The sequence below is a fragment of the Brevundimonas diminuta 3F5N genome, from assembly GCF_900163625.1.
Taxonomy (GTDB): Bacteria; Pseudomonadota; Alphaproteobacteria; order Caulobacterales; family Caulobacteraceae; genus Brevundimonas; species Brevundimonas diminuta_A.
In genome coordinates this window covers 40,670-60,406 of record NZ_FUIE01000081.1, presented here as the reverse complement: position 1 = coordinate 60,406, position 19,737 = coordinate 40,670, and the positions used below count along the sequence as shown (strand labels likewise).

General features: G+C 66.7%; 15 protein-coding genes and 1 tRNA gene. 8 read left to right on the top strand and 8 right to left on the bottom strand.

Annotated features, from left to right (window positions below; all coding sequences use genetic code 11):
• Positions 1–332 precede the first annotated feature (332 nt).
• From FM111_RS14605 to gltX, 3 genes are all read right to left on the bottom strand, one after another.
• Complete coding sequence (locus tag FM111_RS14605; RefSeq protein WP_087141655.1) at positions 333–722, bottom strand: cupin domain-containing protein; 390 nt, start codon at positions 720–722, stop codon at positions 333–335.
• 136 nt (positions 723–858) lie between these two features.
• The gene (gene gltA, locus FM111_RS14600) at positions 859–2,160 is read right to left on the bottom strand and encodes a citrate synthase (protein WP_087141654.1); all 1,302 of its coding nucleotides are present in this window, start codon (positions 2,158–2,160) and stop codon (positions 859–861) included.
• A 67-nt stretch (positions 2,161–2,227) separates the two neighbouring features.
• Positions 2,228–3,643 (bottom strand): glutamate--tRNA ligase, encoded by a 1,416-nt coding sequence (gene gltX / locus FM111_RS14595; protein WP_087141653.1) that lies wholly within the window; start codon positions 3,641–3,643, stop codon positions 2,228–2,230.
• Between the two features lie 91 nt (positions 3,644–3,734).
• Between gltX and FM111_RS14590 the strand changes: the two genes are divergently transcribed.
• The gene (locus FM111_RS14590) at positions 3,735–5,792 is read left to right on the top strand and encodes a ComEC/Rec2 family competence protein (RefSeq protein ID WP_256968349.1); all 2,058 of its coding nucleotides are present in this window, start codon (positions 3,735–3,737) and stop codon (positions 5,790–5,792) included.
• A 147-nt stretch (positions 5,793–5,939) separates the two neighbouring features.
• Here the strand turns inward: FM111_RS14590 and lexA are convergent, their stop codons facing one another.
• From lexA to FM111_RS14575, 3 genes are all read right to left on the bottom strand, one after another.
• On the bottom strand, positions 5,940–6,644 hold the full coding sequence (gene lexA / locus FM111_RS14585) for a transcriptional repressor LexA (RefSeq protein ID WP_087141651.1): 705 nt from the start codon (positions 6,642–6,644) through the stop codon (positions 5,940–5,942).
• 122 nt (positions 6,645–6,766) lie between these two features.
• Positions 6,767–8,863 carry a S9 family peptidase gene (locus FM111_RS14580; protein WP_087141650.1) on the bottom strand — a complete coding sequence of 699 codons (2,097 nt, stop codon included), beginning with the start codon at positions 8,861–8,863 and terminating at the stop codon, positions 6,767–6,769.
• A gap of 117 nt (positions 8,864–8,980) precedes the next feature.
• Positions 8,981–12,259, bottom strand: a complete 3,279-nt coding sequence (locus FM111_RS14575; protein ID WP_087141649.1) for an autotransporter outer membrane beta-barrel domain-containing protein — start codon at positions 12,257–12,259, stop codon at positions 8,981–8,983.
• A gap of 300 nt (positions 12,260–12,559) precedes the next feature.
• Between FM111_RS14575 and FM111_RS14570 the strand changes: the two genes are divergently transcribed.
• On the top strand, positions 12,560–13,810 hold the full coding sequence (locus FM111_RS14570) for a glycosyltransferase (RefSeq protein ID WP_087141658.1): 1,251 nt from the start codon (positions 12,560–12,562) through the stop codon (positions 13,808–13,810).
• A gap of 153 nt (positions 13,811–13,963) precedes the next feature.
• Here FM111_RS14570 and FM111_RS14565 read toward each other — a convergent pair.
• Together FM111_RS14565 and FM111_RS14560 are read right to left on the bottom strand one after the other, a co-directional pair.
• Positions 13,964–14,040 (bottom strand) — tRNA-Asp (locus FM111_RS14565).
• Between the two features lie 93 nt (positions 14,041–14,133).
• Positions 14,134–15,750, bottom strand: a complete 1,617-nt coding sequence (locus tag FM111_RS14560; protein WP_087141648.1) for an AbgT family transporter — start codon at positions 15,748–15,750, stop codon at positions 14,134–14,136.
• Between the two features lie 209 nt (positions 15,751–15,959).
• On the opposite strand from FM111_RS14560, the gene FM111_RS14555 reads away from it, so the two are divergent.
• Genes FM111_RS14555 through FM111_RS14530 form a run of 6 tightly spaced genes read left to right on the top strand, consistent with a single transcriptional unit; the run spans position 15,960 to position 19,737 of the window.
• Positions 15,960–16,337, top strand: coding sequence for an NADH-quinone oxidoreductase subunit A (locus FM111_RS14555; RefSeq protein WP_087141647.1), 378 nt, complete (start codon positions 15,960–15,962; stop codon positions 16,335–16,337).
• Entirely contained in the window at positions 16,307–16,906 is a 600-nt protein-coding gene (locus FM111_RS14550; RefSeq protein WP_087141646.1) for a NuoB/complex I 20 kDa subunit family protein, read from the top strand. Before FM111_RS14555 ends, FM111_RS14550 begins: the two co-directional genes overlap by 31 nt.
• Positions 16,903–17,526: an NADH-quinone oxidoreductase subunit C gene (locus FM111_RS14545; RefSeq protein WP_087141645.1), complete on the top strand. Its 624-nt coding sequence runs from the start codon at positions 16,903–16,905 to the stop codon at positions 17,524–17,526. Before FM111_RS14550 ends, FM111_RS14545 begins: the two co-directional genes overlap by 4 nt.
• 17 nt (positions 17,527–17,543) lie before the next feature.
• Positions 17,544–18,797: an NADH-quinone oxidoreductase subunit D gene (locus FM111_RS14540; protein ID WP_373407980.1), complete on the top strand. Its 1,254-nt coding sequence runs from the start codon at positions 17,544–17,546 to the stop codon at positions 18,795–18,797.
• Complete coding sequence (gene nuoE, locus FM111_RS14535; protein WP_087141644.1) at positions 18,794–19,468, top strand: NADH-quinone oxidoreductase subunit NuoE; 675 nt, start codon at positions 18,794–18,796, stop codon at positions 19,466–19,468. Before FM111_RS14540 ends, nuoE begins: the two co-directional genes overlap by 4 nt.
• On the top strand, positions 19,468–19,737 hold the full coding sequence (locus FM111_RS14530; protein WP_087141643.1) for a hypothetical protein: 270 nt from the start codon (positions 19,468–19,470) through the stop codon (positions 19,735–19,737). Before nuoE ends, FM111_RS14530 begins: the two co-directional genes overlap by 1 nt.

Genomic DNA, 19,737 nt, shown 5'->3' with positions numbered 1-19,737 from the left:
CGGCGTCCACCGAGATCTACACGTAAGGAGTCGTCGGCAGCGTCAGTTGTGTATTAGAGACCGGGGGTAAGCGAACCTCGCCGGGTCGGTCGTCGATGAGGCTCCCAGTTGGTGTGCGGAGGCTCATTTTGTGGGGCGCTGGTGGGGCATTTGAAACGCCACTGCCTGAACATCAATGCAATGCGATGAAATGGGAAATCCGCCCAACTTATTGTTTTTCTTGAGATGTGAACAGCGTTGGGTTGGCCTGAAATTGGCCTCGAGCCGATTTACACCGAGAGGGTCGGCGGTTCGAACCCGTCGCCGCCTACCACTCCCTTCAATGTGAAATCCTATTCCGACGTCTTGCCGTCGAAATGCTCTTCGGCTTCGTCGGCCTTGGTCGGGTGGATCACGCCGTCGCGGTGCTCGGGCGGGCCGTACAGGGTGTAGAGCTTCAGCGGCTCTGTCCCCGTGTTGATCAGGTTGTGGCGGGCGCCGGCGGGCACGATGATGCCGGACTCGGCTTCGGCCGGGCGCGACAGGCCGTCGATCATGATCTGGCCCTGCCCCTGTTCGATGCGGAAGAACTGGTCGTGGCCCTCGTGGACCTCTTCGCCGATCTCCTCGCCGGGCTGGAGCGTCATCAGCACCAGTTGCAGGTGGCGGCCGGTGTAGAGCACCCGGCGGAAGTCGTCATTGTCGAGCGTCGCCCGTTCGATGTCGTCGAGATAGCCTTGCATGGCGAATCCTCATGGAGAGCAGGGAGAACCATCCCTTAGCCCGTCCTGACCGGTCGAGCCTTGACCTTTCGCAAGGCCAAGAAAAAACGCCGGAGCTTTCGCCCCGGCGTTTCGGTGTTTCGCGTCGTGCGACGGCTTAGCCGCGCTGGGCCAGTGGCACGTAGTCGCGCTCGGTCGGGCCGGTGTACAACTGACGCGGGCGGCCGATCTTCTGCGACGGATCGGCCATCATTTCCTGCCACTGGGCGATCCAGCCCACGGTGCGCGCCAGAGCGAACAGCACGGTGAACATGGTGGTCGGGAAGCCCATCGCCGACAGGGTGATGCCCGAGTAGAAGTCCACGTTCGGGAACAGCTTGCGCGAGGTGAAATACTCGTCCTGCAGGGCGACGCGTTCCAGCTCCTTGGCGACCAGGAACAGCGGGTCGTTCTCGCGGCCCGTGGCGGCCAGCACTTCATAGGCCGACTGCTGCATGACCTTCGCGCGCGGGTCGTAGTTTTTGTACACGCGGTGGCCGAAGCCCATCAGCTTGTAGCGCTTGTCCTTAACGCCCTGAATAAACTCAGGAATGCGGTCCGGGGTGCCGATTTCCTTCAGCATGTTCAGCGCCTCTTCGTTGGCGCCGCCGTGCGACGGGCCCCACAGGCAGGCGATGCCGGCGGCGATACAGGCGAACGGGTTGGCGCCCGACGAGCCGGCCAGGCGAACGGTCGAGGTCGAGGCGTTCTGCTCGTGGTCGGCGTGCAGGATGAAGATGCGGTCCATGGCGCGCACCAGGGCCGGATCGACGTGATAGTCCTCGGCCGGCACGGCGAAGCACATGCGCAGGAAGTTCTCGGCGTACGACAGGTCGTTGCGCGGCGAGATGAACGGCTGGCCGATGTGGTACTTGTACGCACGGGCCGCGATCGTCGGCATCTTGGCGATCAGGCGGATGGCCGAAATGTTGCGCTGGACCGGATCGTGGATGTCCAGGCTGTCGTGATAGAAGGCCGACAGGGCGCCGACGGTGCCGACCATGATCGCCATTGGGTGGGCGTCGCGGCGGAAGCCTTCGAAGAAGCGGTCGAACTGGGCGTGCAGCATGGTGTGACGCGTGACGCTCTGCTCGAACTCTTCGAACTGGGCGGCGTTCGGCAGTTCGCCGTGCAGCAGCAGGTGGCAGACTTCCAGGAAGTTGGACTTGGAGGCCAGTTGGTCGATGGGGTAGCCGCGGTGCAGCAGCACGCCTTCATCGCCGTCGATGTAGGTCAGGCCCGATTCGCAGGCCGCCGTGGAGGTGAAGCCGGGATCGAAGGTGAAGGCGCCGGTGCCGCCGTACAGCTTGCGGATGTCGATGACGTCCGGGCCGGTCGAGCCGGAGAGGACGGGTAGCTCGATGCTCTTGTCCTGATAGGACAGGGTCGCCGAGCCGGCGGGTTTCGCTTGTTCAGTCATCTAGGCCCCTTGTTCTTCTTTCGACCGGCGCGCGGGGAGGCGGACGGCCTGAGTTGGTTATGGGTGATCACTTAGTCTGTTGCAGCGCATCATCCAAGCGTCCGAGACTTTCGTCGCGCCCGAGAGCGCAGAGAGTGCGTGCGATATCTGGCGACGTCGAGCCGCCCGTCAAGGCGGCACGCATGGAAGGTCCGATTTTTCCGAAGCCTACGCCTTCTTCTTCGGCGAAGACCTTAAGCTCGGCTTCCAGAGCAAAGACGTCCCAGCTCTGGAAAAGACCCAGTCGTTCACGCAGTCGTGAAATTCGCTGGCCGCCTTCGCCTTGCAGCAATCCGGCGGATTTCTCGTTTAAGGCGAGCGGACGCACCTGCAACACGAATGCCGTTTGATCGGCCAGTTCGGGGATGGTCTTGGCGCGATCCTTGACGAAGGGCATGGCGCGAAGAAGCCGTTCCTCGTCATCCGGCTGCAACGTGCGGCCGCGCGTCAGATGGGCGTCCAGGGTCAGTTTGGCGAGGCGGTCGTCGTCCGCCAGACGCAGCCAGTGGGCGTTGACGTGGGCCAGCTTGTCGAAGTCCAGGCGGGCGGGGGCCTTGTTGACGCCGGTCAGGTCGAACCAGGCGAGAGCCTGCTCGTCGCTGAACAGTTCGTCGTCGCCGTGCGCCCAGCCCAGCCGGGCCAGATAGTTGCGCATGGCCTCGGGCAGATAGCCCATGTCGGCGTATTCGTGCACCGCTTGCGCGCCGTGACGCTTGGACAGCTTGGCGCCGTCCGGGCCGTGGATCAGGGGGATGTGGGCGAAGGTCGGCCGCGTCCAGCCCAGGGCGTCGTAGATCAGGCTCTGGCGCGCGGCGTTGTTCAGATGGTCGTCGCCACGGATGACGTGGGTCACGCCCATGTCGTGGTCGTCCACCACCACGGCCAGGTTGTAGGTCGGCGCCCCGTCCGAACGCAGGATGACCAGGTCGTCCAGCGACGCCGAGTCCCAGCGCACGGTTCCCTGTACCGCGTCATCGACCGCGACGGCCTGATCCAGCGGACGACGGAAGCGCACCGTGTGCGGCTTGGCCAGGTCGTCGACGGACGGCTCGCGGTCGCGCCAGGGCGAGACGAAGTCGCGGCCCTCGGCCTTGGCCTGGTCGCGCAGGGCCGTGGTCTCGTCGGCGGTCAGGAAGTCGCGATAGGCGTGGCCGGTCGCCAGCAGTTCATTGACCACATCGCGGTGACGGTCGGCGCGGGCGAACTGGAAGACCGGCTCTTCGTCGCCGAACAGTTCGAGCCAGGACAGGCCGTCGAAGATGGCCTTCACAGCCTCGTCGGTCGAACGCTCGCGGTCGGTGTCCTCGATGCGGATCAGGAATTTGCCGCCGCGTCCCTTGGCGTACAGCCAATTAAATAACGCGGTTCTCGCCCCGCCGATATGCAGGTAGCCTGTAGGCGAGGGGGCAAAGCGGGTGACGACGGTCGAGGAAGGAGAGGTCATAGAGGCAGGGTCCATAGGGCAGGGTCTTATACGCCCGCCCGTGGGGAAGCGAACCCTTGTGGCCCGGTTATTTGACAGTCTTGGCGATGACGTGCGTGCGCAGGCGGATCGCTGGCCCTTGTGGTCGTCCGTCTGCTTCGGCGCAGGGTGCGCCGCCTATTTCACGCTGAAGGATGAACCGGCGGCGTGGCCGCTGGCGGCGGCGGCTGTCGTGCTGCTGGGCGCCTGGATCGTCGGGCGCATGTGGGGCCTGCCGCGTTGGGGGACGTTGGCTCTGCTGATGTTGGCCTGTTTCGGCGGCGGTTTGGCGGTCGCCAAACTGAGGGCTGTGGCCGTCGCGGCGCCTATCGCACCCGCGGACATGAAACCCACGCAGCTTGAAGGTTGGGTCATGGACGTGGATTCGCCGGGCCAGAACGGCGCTCGGGTGGTCGTGGCGCCGGTGCGGGTGCGGGGCCTGGCGTCCGAGGCGACGCCCGAACGGTTGCGCGTCACAGTGAAGGGCGCGCCGCCGCCGCCTGGCGCGGCGATCCGCGTTTTCGGCATCCTGAACCCGCCGCCGCCGCCCGCCAGCCCCGGCGCCTATGACTTCGGCCGCAACGCCTATTTCCAGGGCATGGGCGGGACGCTGTTCGCCCTGGGACCGACGCGGCTCGCCGATCTGGCGCCGCCGCCCTGGCGCGTGCGGATGGCGATGCGGGTCAACGCCGTGCGCTACGCCCTGGCCGAGCGGATTGTGGCGCGTCTGGGCGAGCGGACCGGCGGGGTGGCGGCGGCCATGACCACGGGGCATGAAACGTGGATCCAGAGCCCGGATCTGGACGCCATGCGAGATTCTGGCCTGGCGCACATTCTGTCGATCTCGGGTCTGCATATGGCGGTCGTCGGGGGCTTCGTCTTCTTCGCGGTGCGTTTGCTGGTCGCGGCCTGGCCGTGGCTGGCGCTGCGCGTGTCGGGCAAGAAGGTCGCGGCGATCGCGGGTCTGATCGCGGTCGGAACCTATCTGGTCATTTCGGGTTCGCCGCCGCCGGCCGAGCGGGCGGCGGTGACGGCCGCCATCGCCTTTCTGGCCGTACTGGCGGACCGGCAGGCGGTGACGATGCGGGCGCTGGCGGCGGCAGCCTTCGTCGTCCTGCTCCTGCGGCCCGAGGCCGTGGTGACGCCGGGGTTCCAGATGTCTTTCGCGGCGACGGCGGCCCTGGTCGCCCTGGTCGAGGTCTGGCCGCGCCGTATCCGCGAGTTCGCCGCGCCCTGGCCCATCGTCGCGGTGCAGAGGTTCTGCAGTTGGCTGCTGGCCGCCTGCGCCGCCAGCCTGGTGGCGGGCATGGCGACGGGGCCGTTCGCCATGCAGCACTTCAACCGCACGGCCGTCTATGGGCTGATCGCCAATCTGGCGACGGCGCCGCTGGCGGACTTCGTCATGATGCCCGCCCTGGCGCTGGGCGCGGCGCTGGAGCCGTTGGGTCTGGGCGCGCCCTTCCTGTGGCTGGCGGGGAAGTCGGTGGATGTCATGCTGGCGATCGGGCACTGGGCGGCTGGTTTGCCTGGCGCGGTTCAGGCGATCCCCAGCGCCCCGGCGGCGGCCTTGCCGGTGGCCTTCCTGGGCATACTGTTCATGTGTCTGTGGCGCGGGCGGTGGCGCTGGCTGGGGCTGCCCTTTGCGGCGGCGGTGCTGATCTGGCCGCGCCCGGCGCCGCCGGATGTCTGGATCGGCGACGGCGGGGCCAATGGGGCGTATCGGCAGGGAGAACAGGCGGTCGTGATACGGCCTGTGGTGCGCCAGTTCGCCAGCGACCTGTGGTCCCGGCGGCGTGGGCTGGAGGCGGTCGGGCGTCCGGGCGAAGGCTGGACCTGCAAGCGGTCCTTCTGCGCGCCCGACGGCGGGGAAAACGCGCTGGCCCTGTGGTGGGGCAAGGCGACGCCGGGCGAGGCGCAGATGGACCAGATGTGCCGCAGTGCGGAGGTGGTCAGCGTAAGGGCCGTGGTCGCGGTCCTGCCGCCGTCATGCGAGGGGCGGCTGGTGCTGGACGGCGCCGACCATGCGCGCGGCGGCTCGGTAGAGCTGTGGCGGGATGAGGCCGGCGGCTGGCGCGCTTTGTGGGCGGCGAAGGTGCGGGGACGGCGACCGTGGAGCGGGGCTCCATCCTAACCCGCTCTCCCGACGGAGGCCGGATCCAATAAGAACCGCGCTGGCGTTCAGGTTAGAGGGAAGGCAACTTCAAACGGCCCTGCTTGAAGCCAAAGAGCTGGGTCCCGGCCTCCGCCGGGATGAGCGGAAATCACAGGGCGGCGCGCCTCAATGATACCGGCGCAGCAGGCCGACCAGCTTGCCTTGAACCTCGACCTGATCGGGGCCGAAGATGCGGGTCTCATAGGCGCTGTTGGCGGGCTCGAGGGCGATGGACTGGCCCTTCTTGCGCAGGCGTTTCAGCGTGGCTTCCTCGCCCTCGACCAGGGCGACGACGATCTCGCCGGAAGAGGCGTTCTCGACTCGCTTGATGATGACGGTGTCGCCGTCGAGGATGCCCGCTTCGATCATGGAGTCGCCCTCGATCTCGAGCAGATAGTGCTCGCCCGCGCCCAGCATGGATTCCGGCACGGGCAGGCGCTCGCGCTCGTGCTGGATGGCGGCGATGGGGGTGCCGGCGGCGATCTTGCCCAGCAGGGGCAGGTCGCGCACGTCGTTGGCGGCCTCGGCGGCGGCCGGGCGCGGATTGAGTCCGCCGCCCTGGATCACGTCAGGCTTGAACGGCGCGCGGCCCTTGGCCGGAGCAGCGGTCGTCGCCTGTTCCGGCAGCTTCACCACCTCCAGCGCGCGGGCGCGGTGGGCCAGACGGCGGATGAAGCCGCGTTCCTCCAGCGCCGTGATCAGGCGGTGGATGCCCGACTTGGACGCCAGATCCAGCGCCTCCTTCATCTCGTCGAAGGAGGGCGAAACGCCCGTCTCCCGGATGCGCTCATGAATGAACATCAGGAGTTCGTGCTGTTTCTTCGTGAGCATGGCGCAGAATCCAGAACAAGGCGTGAACCGTTGATGGTGTTCTGTAAGTGTTCTGGTTAAAAGTCAACTAACGCCACGCTGAACCCCGCGGCCGCCGCCATGACGGGCGCGGGGGCAGGGTCTTATTGCGTCGGCGTGGCCGGGGCGCCGTCCTTGTAGCGCGCGAACCACTCGATCATGGCGTTCATGCGGGCGGCGTTCTGGGACGGGCGGACGGCCAGGCTGTGGCCGACGCCGGGGATCTTCACCAGGGCCGTGGGCACGCCGCGTAGTTGCAGGGCGGTGTAGTACTGCTCCGACTCGCTGACGGGGGTGCGGTAGTCCTCGTCGCCGACGACGACCATGGTGGGCGTCTTCACATTGCCGACCAGCGACAGCGGCGACCGGCGCCAGTAGGCCTCCGGGTTCTCCCACGGATATTCGCCGAACCAGTAGCGGGCGAAGAAGGCCGGGTTGTCAGCCGTCAGTACGAAGCTGGCCCAGTCGATGACCGGCTTCTGGACGACGGCCGCCTTGAAGCGGTCGGTCTTGCCGACGATCCAACTGGTCAGCACGCCGCCGCCCGAACCGCCGGTGACGAACAGCTTGTTCGGGTCGGCGATTCCCTGAGCGATGATGGCGTCGACGCTGCTGATCAGGTCGTCATAGTCGTTCGACGGATAGTTGTGGTGGATCAGGTTGGCGAACTCATCCCCATAGGACGTCGAGCCGCGCGGGTTGACCGACAGCACGGCGTAGCCCGCAGCGGCGAACAACTGGTTGTCGGTGGCGAAGTGCGGGCCGTAGGCGGCGAAGGGACCGCCGTGGATCTCCAGCACCAGCGGATAGCGCTGCCCCTCGACATAGTCGGCCGGGAGGGTCAGCCAGCTTTCGACCGCGCGTTGATCGTGGGAGGAGGCGACCTGGATGCGGCGCACCTCGCCCAGGCGGCGGGCGCTGAGGAAATCGGCGTTCAGGCGGGTCAGCTGGGTGCTGCGGCCGCCCTTCAGGACATGGACGTCGGCCGGGCGGCTGGAATCGCCGCGCGTATAGGCGATGGCGCCGTCGTCGGCCACGGTGAAGCCGCCGCCGGTATAGGGGCGGCCGAAGTCGTCGCCGGTCAGATCCTCGATCAGGGTGGTGACGGCGCCGTCCATCGACACGCGGGCGACCTTGGTGCGGCCCTGGTCGTCATAGGCGACATAGACTGAGCGGCCGTCGCGGCTCCACACCGGAGACTGAACCGAACGGTCGAGACTCTCGGTCAGGACGCGGCTGTTCGAGCCGTCGGCGTCCATCACATAGAGGCGGGTGTTGTGATAGCCCATCCGCTTATCGTCATAGCCGAGGTAGGCGATGCGGCGGCCGTCGGGCGATGCGACGGGCGCATTGTCGGGCCCGGCGCGGCTGGTCAGCGCGGTCAGGCCGCCCGTCTGGACATCCAGGGCGAAGACTTCGCTGTCGGCGGCTTCGCGCTGCCAGTCGGGGCGACGGTTGGCGCTGAGGTAGAGGGTGCGGGAATCTGCCGACCAGGACAGGCCGCCGCCGTGATGGAAGTCGCCGTGCGTCAGCTGGCGGGCGCCGCCGCCCTGAGATCCGACGACGAAGACGTGGCGGAAGCCGGGCTTCAGATAGCCCTGGCCGTCAGAGCGGTAGGAGACGTTGTCGATGATCTCCAGCGGCGGGGCCCATTGGGCGCCTTCCGGCTTGGCCAGGGGCGAGCCGATCTTGGGTTTGTCGCTGGGGACCAGGACGGAATAGGCCAACTGCTGGCCGTTGGGCGACCAGCTGACGCTGGACGGGGTGTTGGGCAGGTTGGTGACGCGGACGGATTCGCCCGACGCCATCCAGCGCACGAACAGTTGAGGCGCGCCGCCCTCGGCGTTGGAGATGTAGGACAGGCGCGAGCCGTCCGGCGACCAGCGCGGCTGGCGGTGCGAACCGGCCGAGGCGATCAGGGGCGAATGGCGGCCGGTCTTCACATCGATCAGCCAGATGGTCGGCCGCATCCGGTCGGTCATGATGTCGGCTGTCTGGCGGACATAGGCGATCTGGCCGCCGTCCGGGCTGATCTGGGCGTCGGAGGCGACCTCCATGCCGAACAGGTCTTGCGCGGTGAACAGGCCGCGATCAGCGGTCGGCAGACTAGGCGCGGCCGCTGTCTGGACGGCGGTTTGCGCCATCGCAGGCGCGTGGGCGCTCAGGATCAGGGCGCAGGCCGCCCAGGCGAACTTGTTCATATGAAACCCCCTCTGGTTCGAGTGGGATCATAGAAAGGCGCAAGGTTGCGGCAAGATAGGGAAAGGGCTGCCGGAACGAATCCGGCGGCCCTTTTTCATTCGCGTTCCGAAGAAAAGTCAGAACTTGAAGCTGGCCCGCAGCAGCAGGGTGTAGCGGACGTAGTCTTCCAGCAGTTCGGCGTCGCCGGTGATCGACAGCAGCCCCAGATCATTGCCGACGTTCAGGCGGAAGCCGAGGATCGGACCGCCGCCTTCGATGCTGGCGGGCTCCAGGGTGAAGGCGTCGCCGCCCGAAGCCAGGCGGGCGATGGTGGTCCCGGCGTCGACCGAGAAGTTCTGACGCCAGCCCAGACGGACCTCGGGGCGAATCCAGCCTTCCTTGCCGAAGCCGTAGCCGATGTTCACGGCGGCCACGCCCGAGAAGATGTGGCCGTCGCGCTCATCGATGTCGAGGTCGAAGCCGTCGCCGCCGCCGCGTTCGGTGCGGGCGTCTTCGCTCAGCGAGAAGTATTCGACATAGGCCTCGGGACGGATGCTCAGGCGACCGAAGTGGCGTTCGTACGATGCGCCCCCGGCGGCGGCCAAGGTGAAGCCGTGCCAGTCGGATTCGTTCTTCAGATTGATGCCGTCGGCGACCAGCTTGCGGGTGGCGCTGAAGGAGGCGTAACCGCCCGCTGCGCGCGCCCAGGTCGTCCAGTACTGGCCTTGAGCGCGCCAGTAGAGGCCCAGCTCCAGCAGATTGGCCGACAGCACTTCCTCAGCCGCCGCTTCCGGGTCTTCCAGATCCGACGAGGTGAAGGCCGCCGTCAGGCCGAAGGCGCCCATGTTGGTGCCGCGCTCGACGCCGCCCGCCAGGCCGAAGCCTTCCGAACGGAAGCCGTAGGTGTCGGTCTTGTCCTTGTCGGCGTAGAAGTTGATCTCCTGCACCCAGGCGCTGGTCTCGCCCGGCGCCGCGGCGGCGTTGCGGCCGGTCAGGGCGCGGGTCACGGCGTCGACGCCGCTGGCCAGCGACAGCAGCGGACCGCCCGAGTGGTCGGGCAGCAGTTGCTGATAGATGTTGAAGAAGCCGTCGCGGTCCGTCTGGTTCAGCATGGCCGCGCGGATCAGCTCATTGTCGGCCAGACCGGCGTAGAGCACGTCATAGGCGGCGGCCTCGGCCTTGATCATGCCGGCCTCTTCCGCCGTGCGGCGGCGGGCGTCGACCGTCAGCTTGCCGCCGGCTTCGTCGACGTTGGCGTTGACCACGAAGGCGTAGGGCGAGTTGGACTGCAGCAGATCCTGGTCGATGGCGCCGACGTTCAGGTCGCCCGCCTCGATGATGGTGAAGGAGGTCGGATCCTGGATCAGGGAGTTGAAGCGCACGCCCAGGCCCGCGCCGTCGGCCAGATCGGCGCTGCCGCTGACCTTGAAGCCGCCGGACGCGCCATTGGCGGGGTCCAAGGTCACGATCAGGTTGCCGTCCGCGCCGACGTTCAGGTCGCTGACCTGAAGCTGACCCGTATGGCGGGCGTCCAGCGTGCCCTTGGAGACGTCGATGTCCAGCTGGCCGTCGCCGTTGGACAGCTTGCCGGTCACCACGGCGCCGCCGCTGATGGAAAGGCGGTCCGCGCCGGTTCCGAAGGAGATGTCGCCGTTTACCGTGCCGTTGCGGATGTCCAGCACATCGGCGCCCGAGCCCAGGCGGATGTCGCCGCGGATGGCGGGTTCATTGGCGTCGGGCACGCCGTCCTTGTCGGCGTCGGGCAGCTTGTGGTCGGGGATGACGACGCCGTCCTGGACCAGGGTGACGCCGGTGCTGTTGGCGCTGACGTCCACGGCGATGGCCGACCCGGTCTGGGCCACGTCCTTTTCGGCGTTGGCGACGGCCAGGATTCTGCCGGTGTTGTTGATCGAGGTCAGCGTGCCCGATTCATCGCGCAGGGCGACGGCGTCGCTCTTGGAGCCGTTCACGCCCGCCGACAGGGTGCCAGAGTTGCTGAGCGAAGAGACGTTGGCGCCCTGAGTGATCAGCACGCCCGTGGCCACATTGGCCTCGGAACCCGCCGAGACGCTCTGAATCGTGCCGGAGTTGACGATGCTGGGAACCGTCGCGCCCGCGCCGACCAGGATGCCGGTGCTGTCGCCCGTGTTCGCCGTGGCGGTGATCGTGCCCTGGTTGCGAAGACCGCCGGTCAGGCTGACCGACTGGCCCGTGCCGCCGATCTGGACCGCGCTGGCGTCGATGTTCTTGTAGACGCCGGCGGCTTCGATGGATCCGCGATTGACGAGGGCGTAGGCGTCGTCGCCGGTTCCGACGGCGCCGAGCGTGATCGCCTGGTCGGTCGAACCCACCAGCAAAGCCGGAGCGCCGCCGAACGAACGGATAGCGGCGGTCGTTTCCTGGGCGTCGGGAATGCCGTCGCCGTCGCGGTCGTCGTCCTCGCGGTTCTTCTTGCCGTCGCCGTCGTCGTCCTCGTCGCCGTTCTTGACGCCGTCGCCGTCGTCGTCTCCCTCGATCCCGCCAGATCCATAAGACGGCGCAGTGTCGAACAGCACGCCCTTGGCGACATCGCCTGCGATGCGAACAGCCGGGCCGCCCTGCAGCAGATCGTCGGCGTCCAGGTTCTCGAGGTAGGTCACGCCCTCGCGAGGTTCGCCCGTCGTAGGCTTGCTCGGCGGGGCCGTCGTGTAGCGATAGCCGGTGCTGGTGACTGCGCCTTGAATCTTGATCGCGCCATCGACCGCGCCATCGACGGCGACGCCGACTGCGTTCTCACCGACGGCGGTCACGCCGCCCAGGATGGTGACGTCGCCGGTGATGTCACCGGTCGTGCGGATGCCATAGGTGTTGTTGCCGATGGCGCTGATCTGACCCTGGCTGAAGAGGTTGCCTGTCAGCGGGGCCTCGACGGTCAGGCCCGACGAGTTATTGCCTTCGACCTTGATCGAGCCGGACGATTCGATGCGAATGTTTCCGACCAGCGGCGCCGAGCCGGCGACGCGGACGCCGTGACGGTTCGTGCCGTCGGCGAACGGGCCGTCCAGGTCGCCGTCCTTGTCGTCGTCCTTATACTCCTCGATGGAGTCGGTGATGTTGATGGCGCCGCCGATGGTGACGTCGCCGGTGTTGCCGCCGTTGACCAGGACGCCCGTGGCGCCGTCGGCGGCCTTGAGCATGTCGATCTTGGAGCCGGCGTCCAGCTTCACGTCATTGCTGGAATCCAGCGTCACGGCGGCGCCGGAGGTCACGGTGATCGAGCCGCCGTTGGCGAGCCGAACGTCGTCGGGAGCGCCGTTGTTGGCGGTCGCGGTGCTGATGGGCGTTGTCCGCCCGTTGGAGATGACCTGTTCAGCCTGAACGCCGGAAGCGACCAGCAGGGGAGCGATCGCAACAGCGCTCGCGAGCAAGATACGCATTCGTAAGAAACCCCTCGTGGTCGCACGCGCAAGGATTGAAGGCGACCCTCCTATCAGGGTCCACGCCCGCACGCCCCAAGTTTCTCGAATTTGAGGCGAATGCAAGACCGGCCGTAGGGAGATCAACCTGAACGGCAGATGAAAAGCGGCGGCGTGCGACCGGATTGCGACGGCCTCTTGAGCGCGGCGGTTGCAAGCGGTAGGGGGCCGAAAAGCACGGTGAAGATTAACCGGGCCCATCGCATCCAAAGCCGGAGCTTTAGCGTTAGCGTGAAGAACGACAAGCAGAAGGTCCACCGGATGAGCGCGAGCCATATCGACGTCCAAGAGAGCGAACTGAGGCTGTTCCCCGGCCTGGACGAAGAGGTGGCCGACACCTTGCGGGCGATGAAGACCGCCGCCGCTGATTCCCGACCGCGTCTGGTCGACACCACCATGCTGTTCGCGCCGCGCTCCGGCGGGGTGAAGCGCTATCTGCTGTCGAAAAAGACATGGCTGGAGGCCAATAGGCCGGGCGTGGTGCATAATCTGGTCGTGCCGGGCGCGGGATACAGGGCGGAGCCGGACGGCGTCGTCCGTCTTCATGCGCCGAAGCTGCCGTTCGGCGACGGCTATCGCTGGCCCAGCTCGGTGCGGCGCTGGGGTGCCTGGGTGTCGTCGCTCAACCCCGCCCTGATCGAGGCGGGCGATCCCTATACGCCGGGCCAGGGCGCGCTGGAGGCGGGCCAGAGGGTCGGCTGCCCGGTTGTCGGTTTCTGCCACTCGGACCCGGCGGCGCTGGCGGCGCTGCATTTCGGCGAATGGGCCAAGAAGCCGGTCGAGAAGCGCTGGGCCAAGTTGTTTTCCCAGTTCGATCGGGTCGTCTCGCCCAGCCGATTCATCGCTCAGCGCCTGGAAGAGGCGGGCGTGGGCGACATTGTGATTCGTCCGCTGGGCGTCGAAGTGGACACCTTCCACCCCGACCGTCGCGATCGCGACTGGCTGTTGAAGAAGCTGGGCCTGGGCGCCGACGCGCGGCTGCTGTGCTTCGCCGGACGTCCGGCCAAGGAGAAGAACGTCGGCGTCCTGATCGACGCGGTGCAGCGCCTGGGCGCGCCCTATCATCTGGTTCTGGTCGGCGCGGGGGCGGGGATGCCGCCCGAGGATCGGGTCATCTCCTTGCCCTATGAGAAGGATCCGCGCGCCGTGGCCCGAATCATCGCCAGCTGCGACGCCTTCGTGCACGCCAACGACAAGGAGCCGTTCGGCCTGATCGTGCTGGAGGCCATGGCCTGCGGTCGGGCCGTGGTCGGCGTCAACGCGGGCGGCGTCGCCGAGACGGTGGACGAGAGCGTGGGGCAACTGGCCGCCTCGGCCGACCCGGTCGACTACGCCGAAGCGATCGAGGCCCTGTTCGCGCGCGACGTGGAGGCTCTGGGGCAGGCGGCGAGGGTCAAGGCGGTCGAGCAGTTCGCCTGGAGCCGCGTGTTCGAGGACCTGACCATGCTTTACGGCGAGTTGACCGGGAAGGCCGCGTTCGTCACGCCGCAAGAGAAGCTGCCGATCAACTAGGCGCCCGCCGTTGTCGCCCTCGGGCTTGTCCCGAGGGTCTACAGCCGGTCACGGCCAAGCAGGCGCGTGAAAGCAGCGCCTGTGATCGATCTCGATTTTCAGAGAGAGGAGAGGGAAGGGCGGTGCGCCACTCCCTCAGATCCCTGAGAGGAGTGGCGCGAGTGACGGGGCTCGAACCCGCGACCTCCGGCGTGACAGGCCGGCACTCTAACCAACTGAGCTACACCCGCGTTCCCATCCGAAGCGCTGTGCGCCGCGGCGAGGGGCGTCGTTTAGGCGGGGCCGCGTCGCACGTCAAGCGACGCGGCTGTGGATAAATCAAATCATCGCGCAGAGGGCGCCGCAGCGGCCTGCGGCGGGGCTGCGGGACCGGCGATTCCGCCGTCCGCCGGCAGTTGCGAGGCCGTGGCGGGCGGGGGCGGTTCGTAGTGCACGCCTACGCCCGGCCCCAGCGGCAGGTCCAGCGCCACCCAGGACGCCACCATGATCAGCCCCGCGATCAGGAAGGCCCCTGCATAGGGCAGCATGGTCGCCATCAGCGAGCCCAGGCCGAACTTCGGATCCCAGCGCTGGGCGAAGGTCAGGATCAGCGGGAAGTAGCTCATCAGCGGCGTGGCGATGTTGGTGACGGAATCACCCATGCGATAGGCGGCGGTCGTCATCTCGGGGCTGATGCCCAGCAGCATGAACATGGGCACCACGATCGGCGCCAGGGCCGACCACTTGGCCGAGGCCGAGCCGATGAACAGGTCGAAGATGCAGGACACCAGCACCACCACGATCAGCAGCAGCGGCGTCGGCAGGGCCAGTTCGCGAAGGGAAGCGGCGGCGTTGACCGCCAGGATGGGCCCCAGGCCGGACCAGTTGAACATGGCGACGAAGTGGGCGGCGAAGAAGGCCAGGACGATGTAGGGGGCCAGCTGGCTGATCCCCTCGCGCATCATCCGCACCAGGTCGTGGTGGGTCTTGATCGAGCCGGAGCCCGCACCGAAGGCTGCGCCCGCCATGAAGAAGGTCAGGGCGAAGAAGGCGACCAGAGAGCGATACAGGGGGTTGTAGCGTTGCGCCGGTTCGGCGTCGGCGTCGACGAAGGGCGAGCCGGGCAGGAAGGTCACGGTCGCCCAGACGGCGATCATGGCCAGGATGGTCAGGCCCGCCCACGCCAGGCCGCGCTTTTCGGCGGCGGTGAGGGGCGTCTTCTCCTCGGCGGCGATCGGGGCGGCGTTATGCGGAATCCAGGCGCCCAGGCGCGGCTCGATCACTCGGTCGGTCAGGAACCAGACGATGGGGGTGAAGACGAACACCACCCCGACGATGAAGAACCAGTTGCCGGCGATGCTGACGGCGTAGGATGGATCGATCAGGTGGGCGGCGGGCTCGGTGATGCCCAGGATCAGGGCGTCGCTCGCGCCGGGGAACAGATTGCCCGCGTATCCGCCCGAGACGGCGGCGAAGCCGGCGGCCAGACCGGCCAGCGGGTGGCGACCCGCCGCAGCGAAGATCACGGCGGCCAGCGGAATCACCACGACATAGGAGGCGTCCGAGGCGTGGTGGGACACCATGCCCGTCACCACCACGATGGGCGTCAGGATGAAGCGCGGGGCGTTCAGCAGGGCGCCGCGGATCGCCGTCGAGAACAGGCCTGTTCGTTCGGCCACCGACGCGCCGTAGATGATGGTGATGACGATCCCCAGCGGCGGGAAGTCGGCCAGGGTGCGCGGCATGCCGATGAACAGCCGTTCGAGATTGGCGGGGGAAAGAAGGCTCTGCGCCTGCAGCACCTCGCCCGTCACCGGGTTGACCGCCGACCAGCCCAGCCCTGCGCCGACCAGGCTGAGGGCCACGAGGCCGAGGATCAGCCATAGGAATAGGAAGACGGGATCTGGCAGCCTATTGCCGATGCGTTCGATTGAGTTCAGCAGGCGGGCGGCCAGGTTCATACGCAAGCTCTCGGCTATGTTGGAGGCGACGACGCATTTCGCGGATCAGCGGCATAAGAGGCAATCGCGCGGCCTGCGGCAAATCGCCCAAAAAACTGCGAACGGTTCGCAATAAAAAACCTTTGCCGACATGGGTTTGAACCCTGGCGAGGTTGGGTCTAAGAAGCCCCGAATCCGCCCCCTACCTCCCGGCGGGCGAGGCAGCTCGAATGAACGAATTTCTTCTAGAATATCTTCCGATCGTCGTTTTCCTGGGCATCGCCATCGTGCTCGGCGCCGGCTTCATGCTGGCGGCCTGGGCGTTGGCCCCCAAGAACCCCGATACCGAGAAGCTCTCGGCTTATGAGTGCGGCTTCAACGCCTTTGACGACGCGCGCATGAAGTTCGACGTGCGCTTCTATCTGGTGTCGATCCTCTTCATCATCTTCGACTTGGAAATCGCCTTCTTGTTCCCGTGGGCGGTGTCGATGTTCGACCTGTCGCACGGCGGCATGGTGTTCGCCTTCTGGTCGATGATGGTCTTCCTCGGCGTCCTGACGGTCGGCTTCATCTACGAATGGAAGAAGGGAGCCCTGGAATGGCAGTAATCGCCCCCTCTAGCCCCCTGGTCCCCGCCGGCTCGGCTGCGCGTTCGACCGTCGAGGGCTATGATCCCAAGATTCACGACAAGTTCTTCGAGTCGGTAAACACCGAGCTGGGCGAGCGCGGCTTCCTGACGACTTCGCTGGATGACGTCATCACCTGGGCCCGCACGGGTTCGCTGATGTGGATGTCGTTCGGCCTGGCCTGCTGCGCCGTCGAGATGATCCACCTGTCGATGCCGCGCTTCGACCTGGAGCGTTTCGGCACCGCGCCGCGTGGTTCGCCGCGCCAGTCGGATCTGATGATCGTCGCCGGCACCCTGACCAACAAGATGGCTCCGGCCCTGCGCAAGGTCTACGACCAGATGCCGGACCCGCGCTACGTCATCTCGATGGGTTCGTGCGCCAACGGCGGCGGCTATTACCACTACAGCTACAGCGTCGTGCGCGGCTGCGATCGCGTGGTGCCGGTGGACGTCTATGTTCCGGGCTGCCCGCCGACCGCCGAGGCCCTGCTTTACGGCATCCTGCAGCTGCAGAAGAAGATCCGCCGTACGGGGACCATCGAGCGATGAGCGAACTGGTGCGCGTCGCGGAGCGCGAATCCGCCCTTACGCCTCTGGGCACGGAAATGGTCGCGGCGCTCGGCGTCGAGGCCGTTGTCGCCTATGGCGAGCTGACCCTGATCGCCCCGCGCGAGAACATCGTCGCCGTCATGACCGCCCTGCGCGATCAGTTCGGCTTCCAGCAGTGCATGGACGTCTGCGGCGCTGACTATCCCGACCGCGCCGAGCGGTTCGAGGTGGTCTATCACCTGCTGTCCCTGACGCGCGCCGCGCGCGTTCGCGTCAAGGTGTCGACCGATGAAGTGAAGCCCGTCCCCAGCGTGAGCGCGGTCTATCCGTCGGCCGGCTGGTTCGAGCGTGAAGCCTTCGACATGTACGGCATGATCTTCTCGGATCACCCGGACATGCGCCGTATTCTGACCGACTACGGTTTCCAGGGGCACCCGCTGCGCAAGGACTTCCCGATGACGGGCTATGTCGAGGTCCGCTACGACGAAGAGCAGAAGCGCGTGGTCTATGAGCCGGTGAAGCTGACTCAGGAATTCCGCAACTTCGACTTCCTGTCTCCATGGGAAGGCGCCGATTATCCGACCGTCCTGCCGGGCGATGAAAAGGCGGGAGCGCAGTAATGGCCGACGTCAAGAACATGCCCGCGCCGCTCGGTGCGGCCATCGACCCATTCGAGGACTATGAAGACGGTCTGACCCCGCACGCGCGGGCGATGGACGACCGCAAGTTCACCATCAACTTCGGCCCGCAGCACCCGGCCGCGCACGGCGTGCTGCGTCTGGTGCTGGAGCTGGACGGCGAGCTGGTCACGCGCGTTGATCCGCACATCGGCCTGCTGCACCGCGGCACCGAGAAGCTGATGGAGGCGCGCACCTACCTCCAGAACATCCCCTACCTGGACCGACTGGACTACGTCTCGCCGATGAACCAGGAGCACGCCTTCTGCTTGGCCATCGAGCGCCTGCTGGAGCTGGACGTGCCGTATCGCGGCCAACTGATCCGGGTCCTGTACTCGGAGATGGGCCGCATCCTGAACCACCTTCTGAACGCGACCATGCAGGCCATGGACGTGGGCGCCCTGACCCCGCCGCTGTGGGGCCATGAAGAGCGCGAGAAGCTGATGGTCTTCTACGAGCGGGCCTGCGGCGCGCGTCTGCATGCCAACTACTTCCGTCCGGGCGGCGTCCACCAGGACCTGACGCCCGAGCTGATCGACGACATCGGCCGCTGGTGCGCCGAGTTCCCGGCAGCGCTGAACGACATCGAAAGCCTGGTCACCGAGAACCGCATCTTCAAGCAGCGCAACGTCGACATCGGCGTGGTGTCCAAGGAAAACGCCCTGGCCTGGGGCTTCTCGGGCGTCATGCTGCGCGGTTCGGACATCGCCTGGGATCTGCGCAAGGCTCAGCCGTACGACTGCTACGCCGACATGGAGTTCGACATCGTCGTCGGCAAGAACGGCGACTGCTGGGACCGCTACCTGTGCCGCGTCGAAGAGATGCGCCAGTCGGTGCGGATCATGGAGCAGTGCATCCACAAGCTGCGGAACTGCCCCGGCGAGCCGGTCCTGACCGAGGACCACAAGATCGCCCCGCCGCGTCGTGGTGAGATGAAGCGTTCGATGGAAGCGCTGATCCATCACTTCAAGCTCTACACCGAAGGCTTCCGCACCCCGGAAGGCGAGGTCTATGCGGCCGTCGAAGCGCCCAAGGGCGAGTTCGGCGTCTATCTGGTGTCGGACGGCACCAACAAACCTTACCGCGTCAAGCTGTCGGCCCCCGGCTTCCGTCACCTGCAGGCGATGGACTGGATGAACCGCGGCCACATGCTGGCGGACGTGTCCGCCATCCTCGGCTCGCTCGACATGGTGTTCGGAGAAGTGGACCGATGAGCGTTCGTCGTCTCGCCAAGGAACAGCCGGCGTCTTTCGAGTTCTCGAAGGACACCATGGCCAAGGCCGAGTGGTGGATCAAAAAGTACCCGGAATCGCGTCGCCAGTCGGCGGTGATCCCGATCCTGTGGCTGGTTCAGAAGCAGGAAGGTTGGGTGTCCGAGCCCTCGCTGCGCGCTGTCGGCGAGCTGCTGGGCATGGCCTATATCCGGGTGCTGGAGGTCGCGACCTTCTACACCATGTTCCAACTGACGCCGGTCGGTAAGGCCGCCCTGATCCAGGTGTGCGGTACGACGCAGTGCATGCTGCGCGGTTCTAACGATTTGATGCGCGTCTGCCGCGAGAAGATCGGGCCCAAGGACGAGCTGTCGGCTGACGGCCGCTTCACCTGGCAGGAAGTCGAGTGTCTGGGCGCCTGCTCGAACGCGCCGATGGCCCAGATCAACGACCTCTATTACGAAGACCTGACGCCTGAGAACATGGCCCAGATCATCGACGACTTCGCCGCCGGCAAGACGCCGAAGGCCGGCAGCTATGTCGGCCGTCACAACGCCGCGCCTGAGGGCGGCGCTCGCGTCCTGACGGACCCGGCGCTGTATGACGGTTCGGCCGCCAAGAAGATCAAGAAGCTGCCGAACTCGGAGCCCGTCGCTGAAAAGGCTCCGGCCTGATGGCGCGGCCGAACCTCGAAACAGAAGCGGGCAGGGCGGCCTATCGGGCCGAGCTGCGTCGCGTCGGCTGGCGGCCCCGCTGGGCGGGGCTGGCCTGCATCGTGGTGGCGGCCGCTCTGGTTTTGTTCGCACGTGAAGGCCGTTTCGGCCTGACTGACAACGCGGTGATGGCGGCCTATGGCCTGTTGGCCATCGGATGGGTGCTGGTGATCTACGCCGTCTTCCAGCGCACCCGCCACCACAAGCGCCGCATGGCGGAAGGACTTTAA

Bases quoted from the DNA above. Each gene is read 5' to 3' on its own strand.
- FM111_RS14605 (WP_087141655.1), bottom strand. From the start codon at position 722: ATGCAAGGCTATCTCGACGACATCGAACGGGCGACGCTCGACAATGAC.
- gltA (WP_087141654.1), bottom strand. From the start codon at position 2,160: ATGACTGAACAAGCGAAACCCGCCGGCTCGGCGACCCTGTCCTATCAG.
- gltX (WP_087141653.1), bottom strand. From the start codon at position 3,643: ATGACCTCTCCTTCCTCGACCGTCGTCACCCGCTTTGCCCCCTCGCCT.
- lexA (WP_087141651.1), bottom strand. From the start codon at position 6,644: ATGCTCACGAAGAAACAGCACGAACTCCTGATGTTCATTCATGAGCGC.
- FM111_RS14580 (WP_087141650.1), bottom strand. From the start codon at position 8,863: ATGAACAAGTTCGCCTGGGCGGCCTGCGCCCTGATCCTGAGCGCCCAC.
- FM111_RS14575 (WP_087141649.1), bottom strand. From the start codon at position 12,259: ATGCGTATCTTGCTCGCGAGCGCTGTTGCGATCGCTCCCCTGCTGGTC.
- FM111_RS14570 (WP_087141658.1), top strand. From the start codon at position 12,560: ATGAGCGCGAGCCATATCGACGTCCAAGAGAGCGAACTGAGGCTGTTC.
- FM111_RS14560 (WP_087141648.1), bottom strand. From the start codon at position 15,750: ATGAACCTGGCCGCCCGCCTGCTGAACTCAATCGAACGCATCGGCAAT.
- FM111_RS14555 (WP_087141647.1), top strand. From the start codon at position 15,960: ATGAACGAATTTCTTCTAGAATATCTTCCGATCGTCGTTTTCCTGGGC.
- FM111_RS14550 (WP_087141646.1), top strand. From the start codon at position 16,307: ATGGAAGAAGGGAGCCCTGGAATGGCAGTAATCGCCCCCTCTAGCCCC.
- FM111_RS14545 (WP_087141645.1), top strand. From the start codon at position 16,903: ATGAGCGAACTGGTGCGCGTCGCGGAGCGCGAATCCGCCCTTACGCCT.
- FM111_RS14540 (WP_373407980.1), top strand. From the start codon at position 17,544: ATGCCCGCGCCGCTCGGTGCGGCCATCGACCCATTCGAGGACTATGAA.
- nuoE (WP_087141644.1), top strand. From the start codon at position 18,794: ATGAGCGTTCGTCGTCTCGCCAAGGAACAGCCGGCGTCTTTCGAGTTC.
- FM111_RS14530 (WP_087141643.1), top strand. From the start codon at position 19,468: ATGGCGCGGCCGAACCTCGAAACAGAAGCGGGCAGGGCGGCCTATCGG.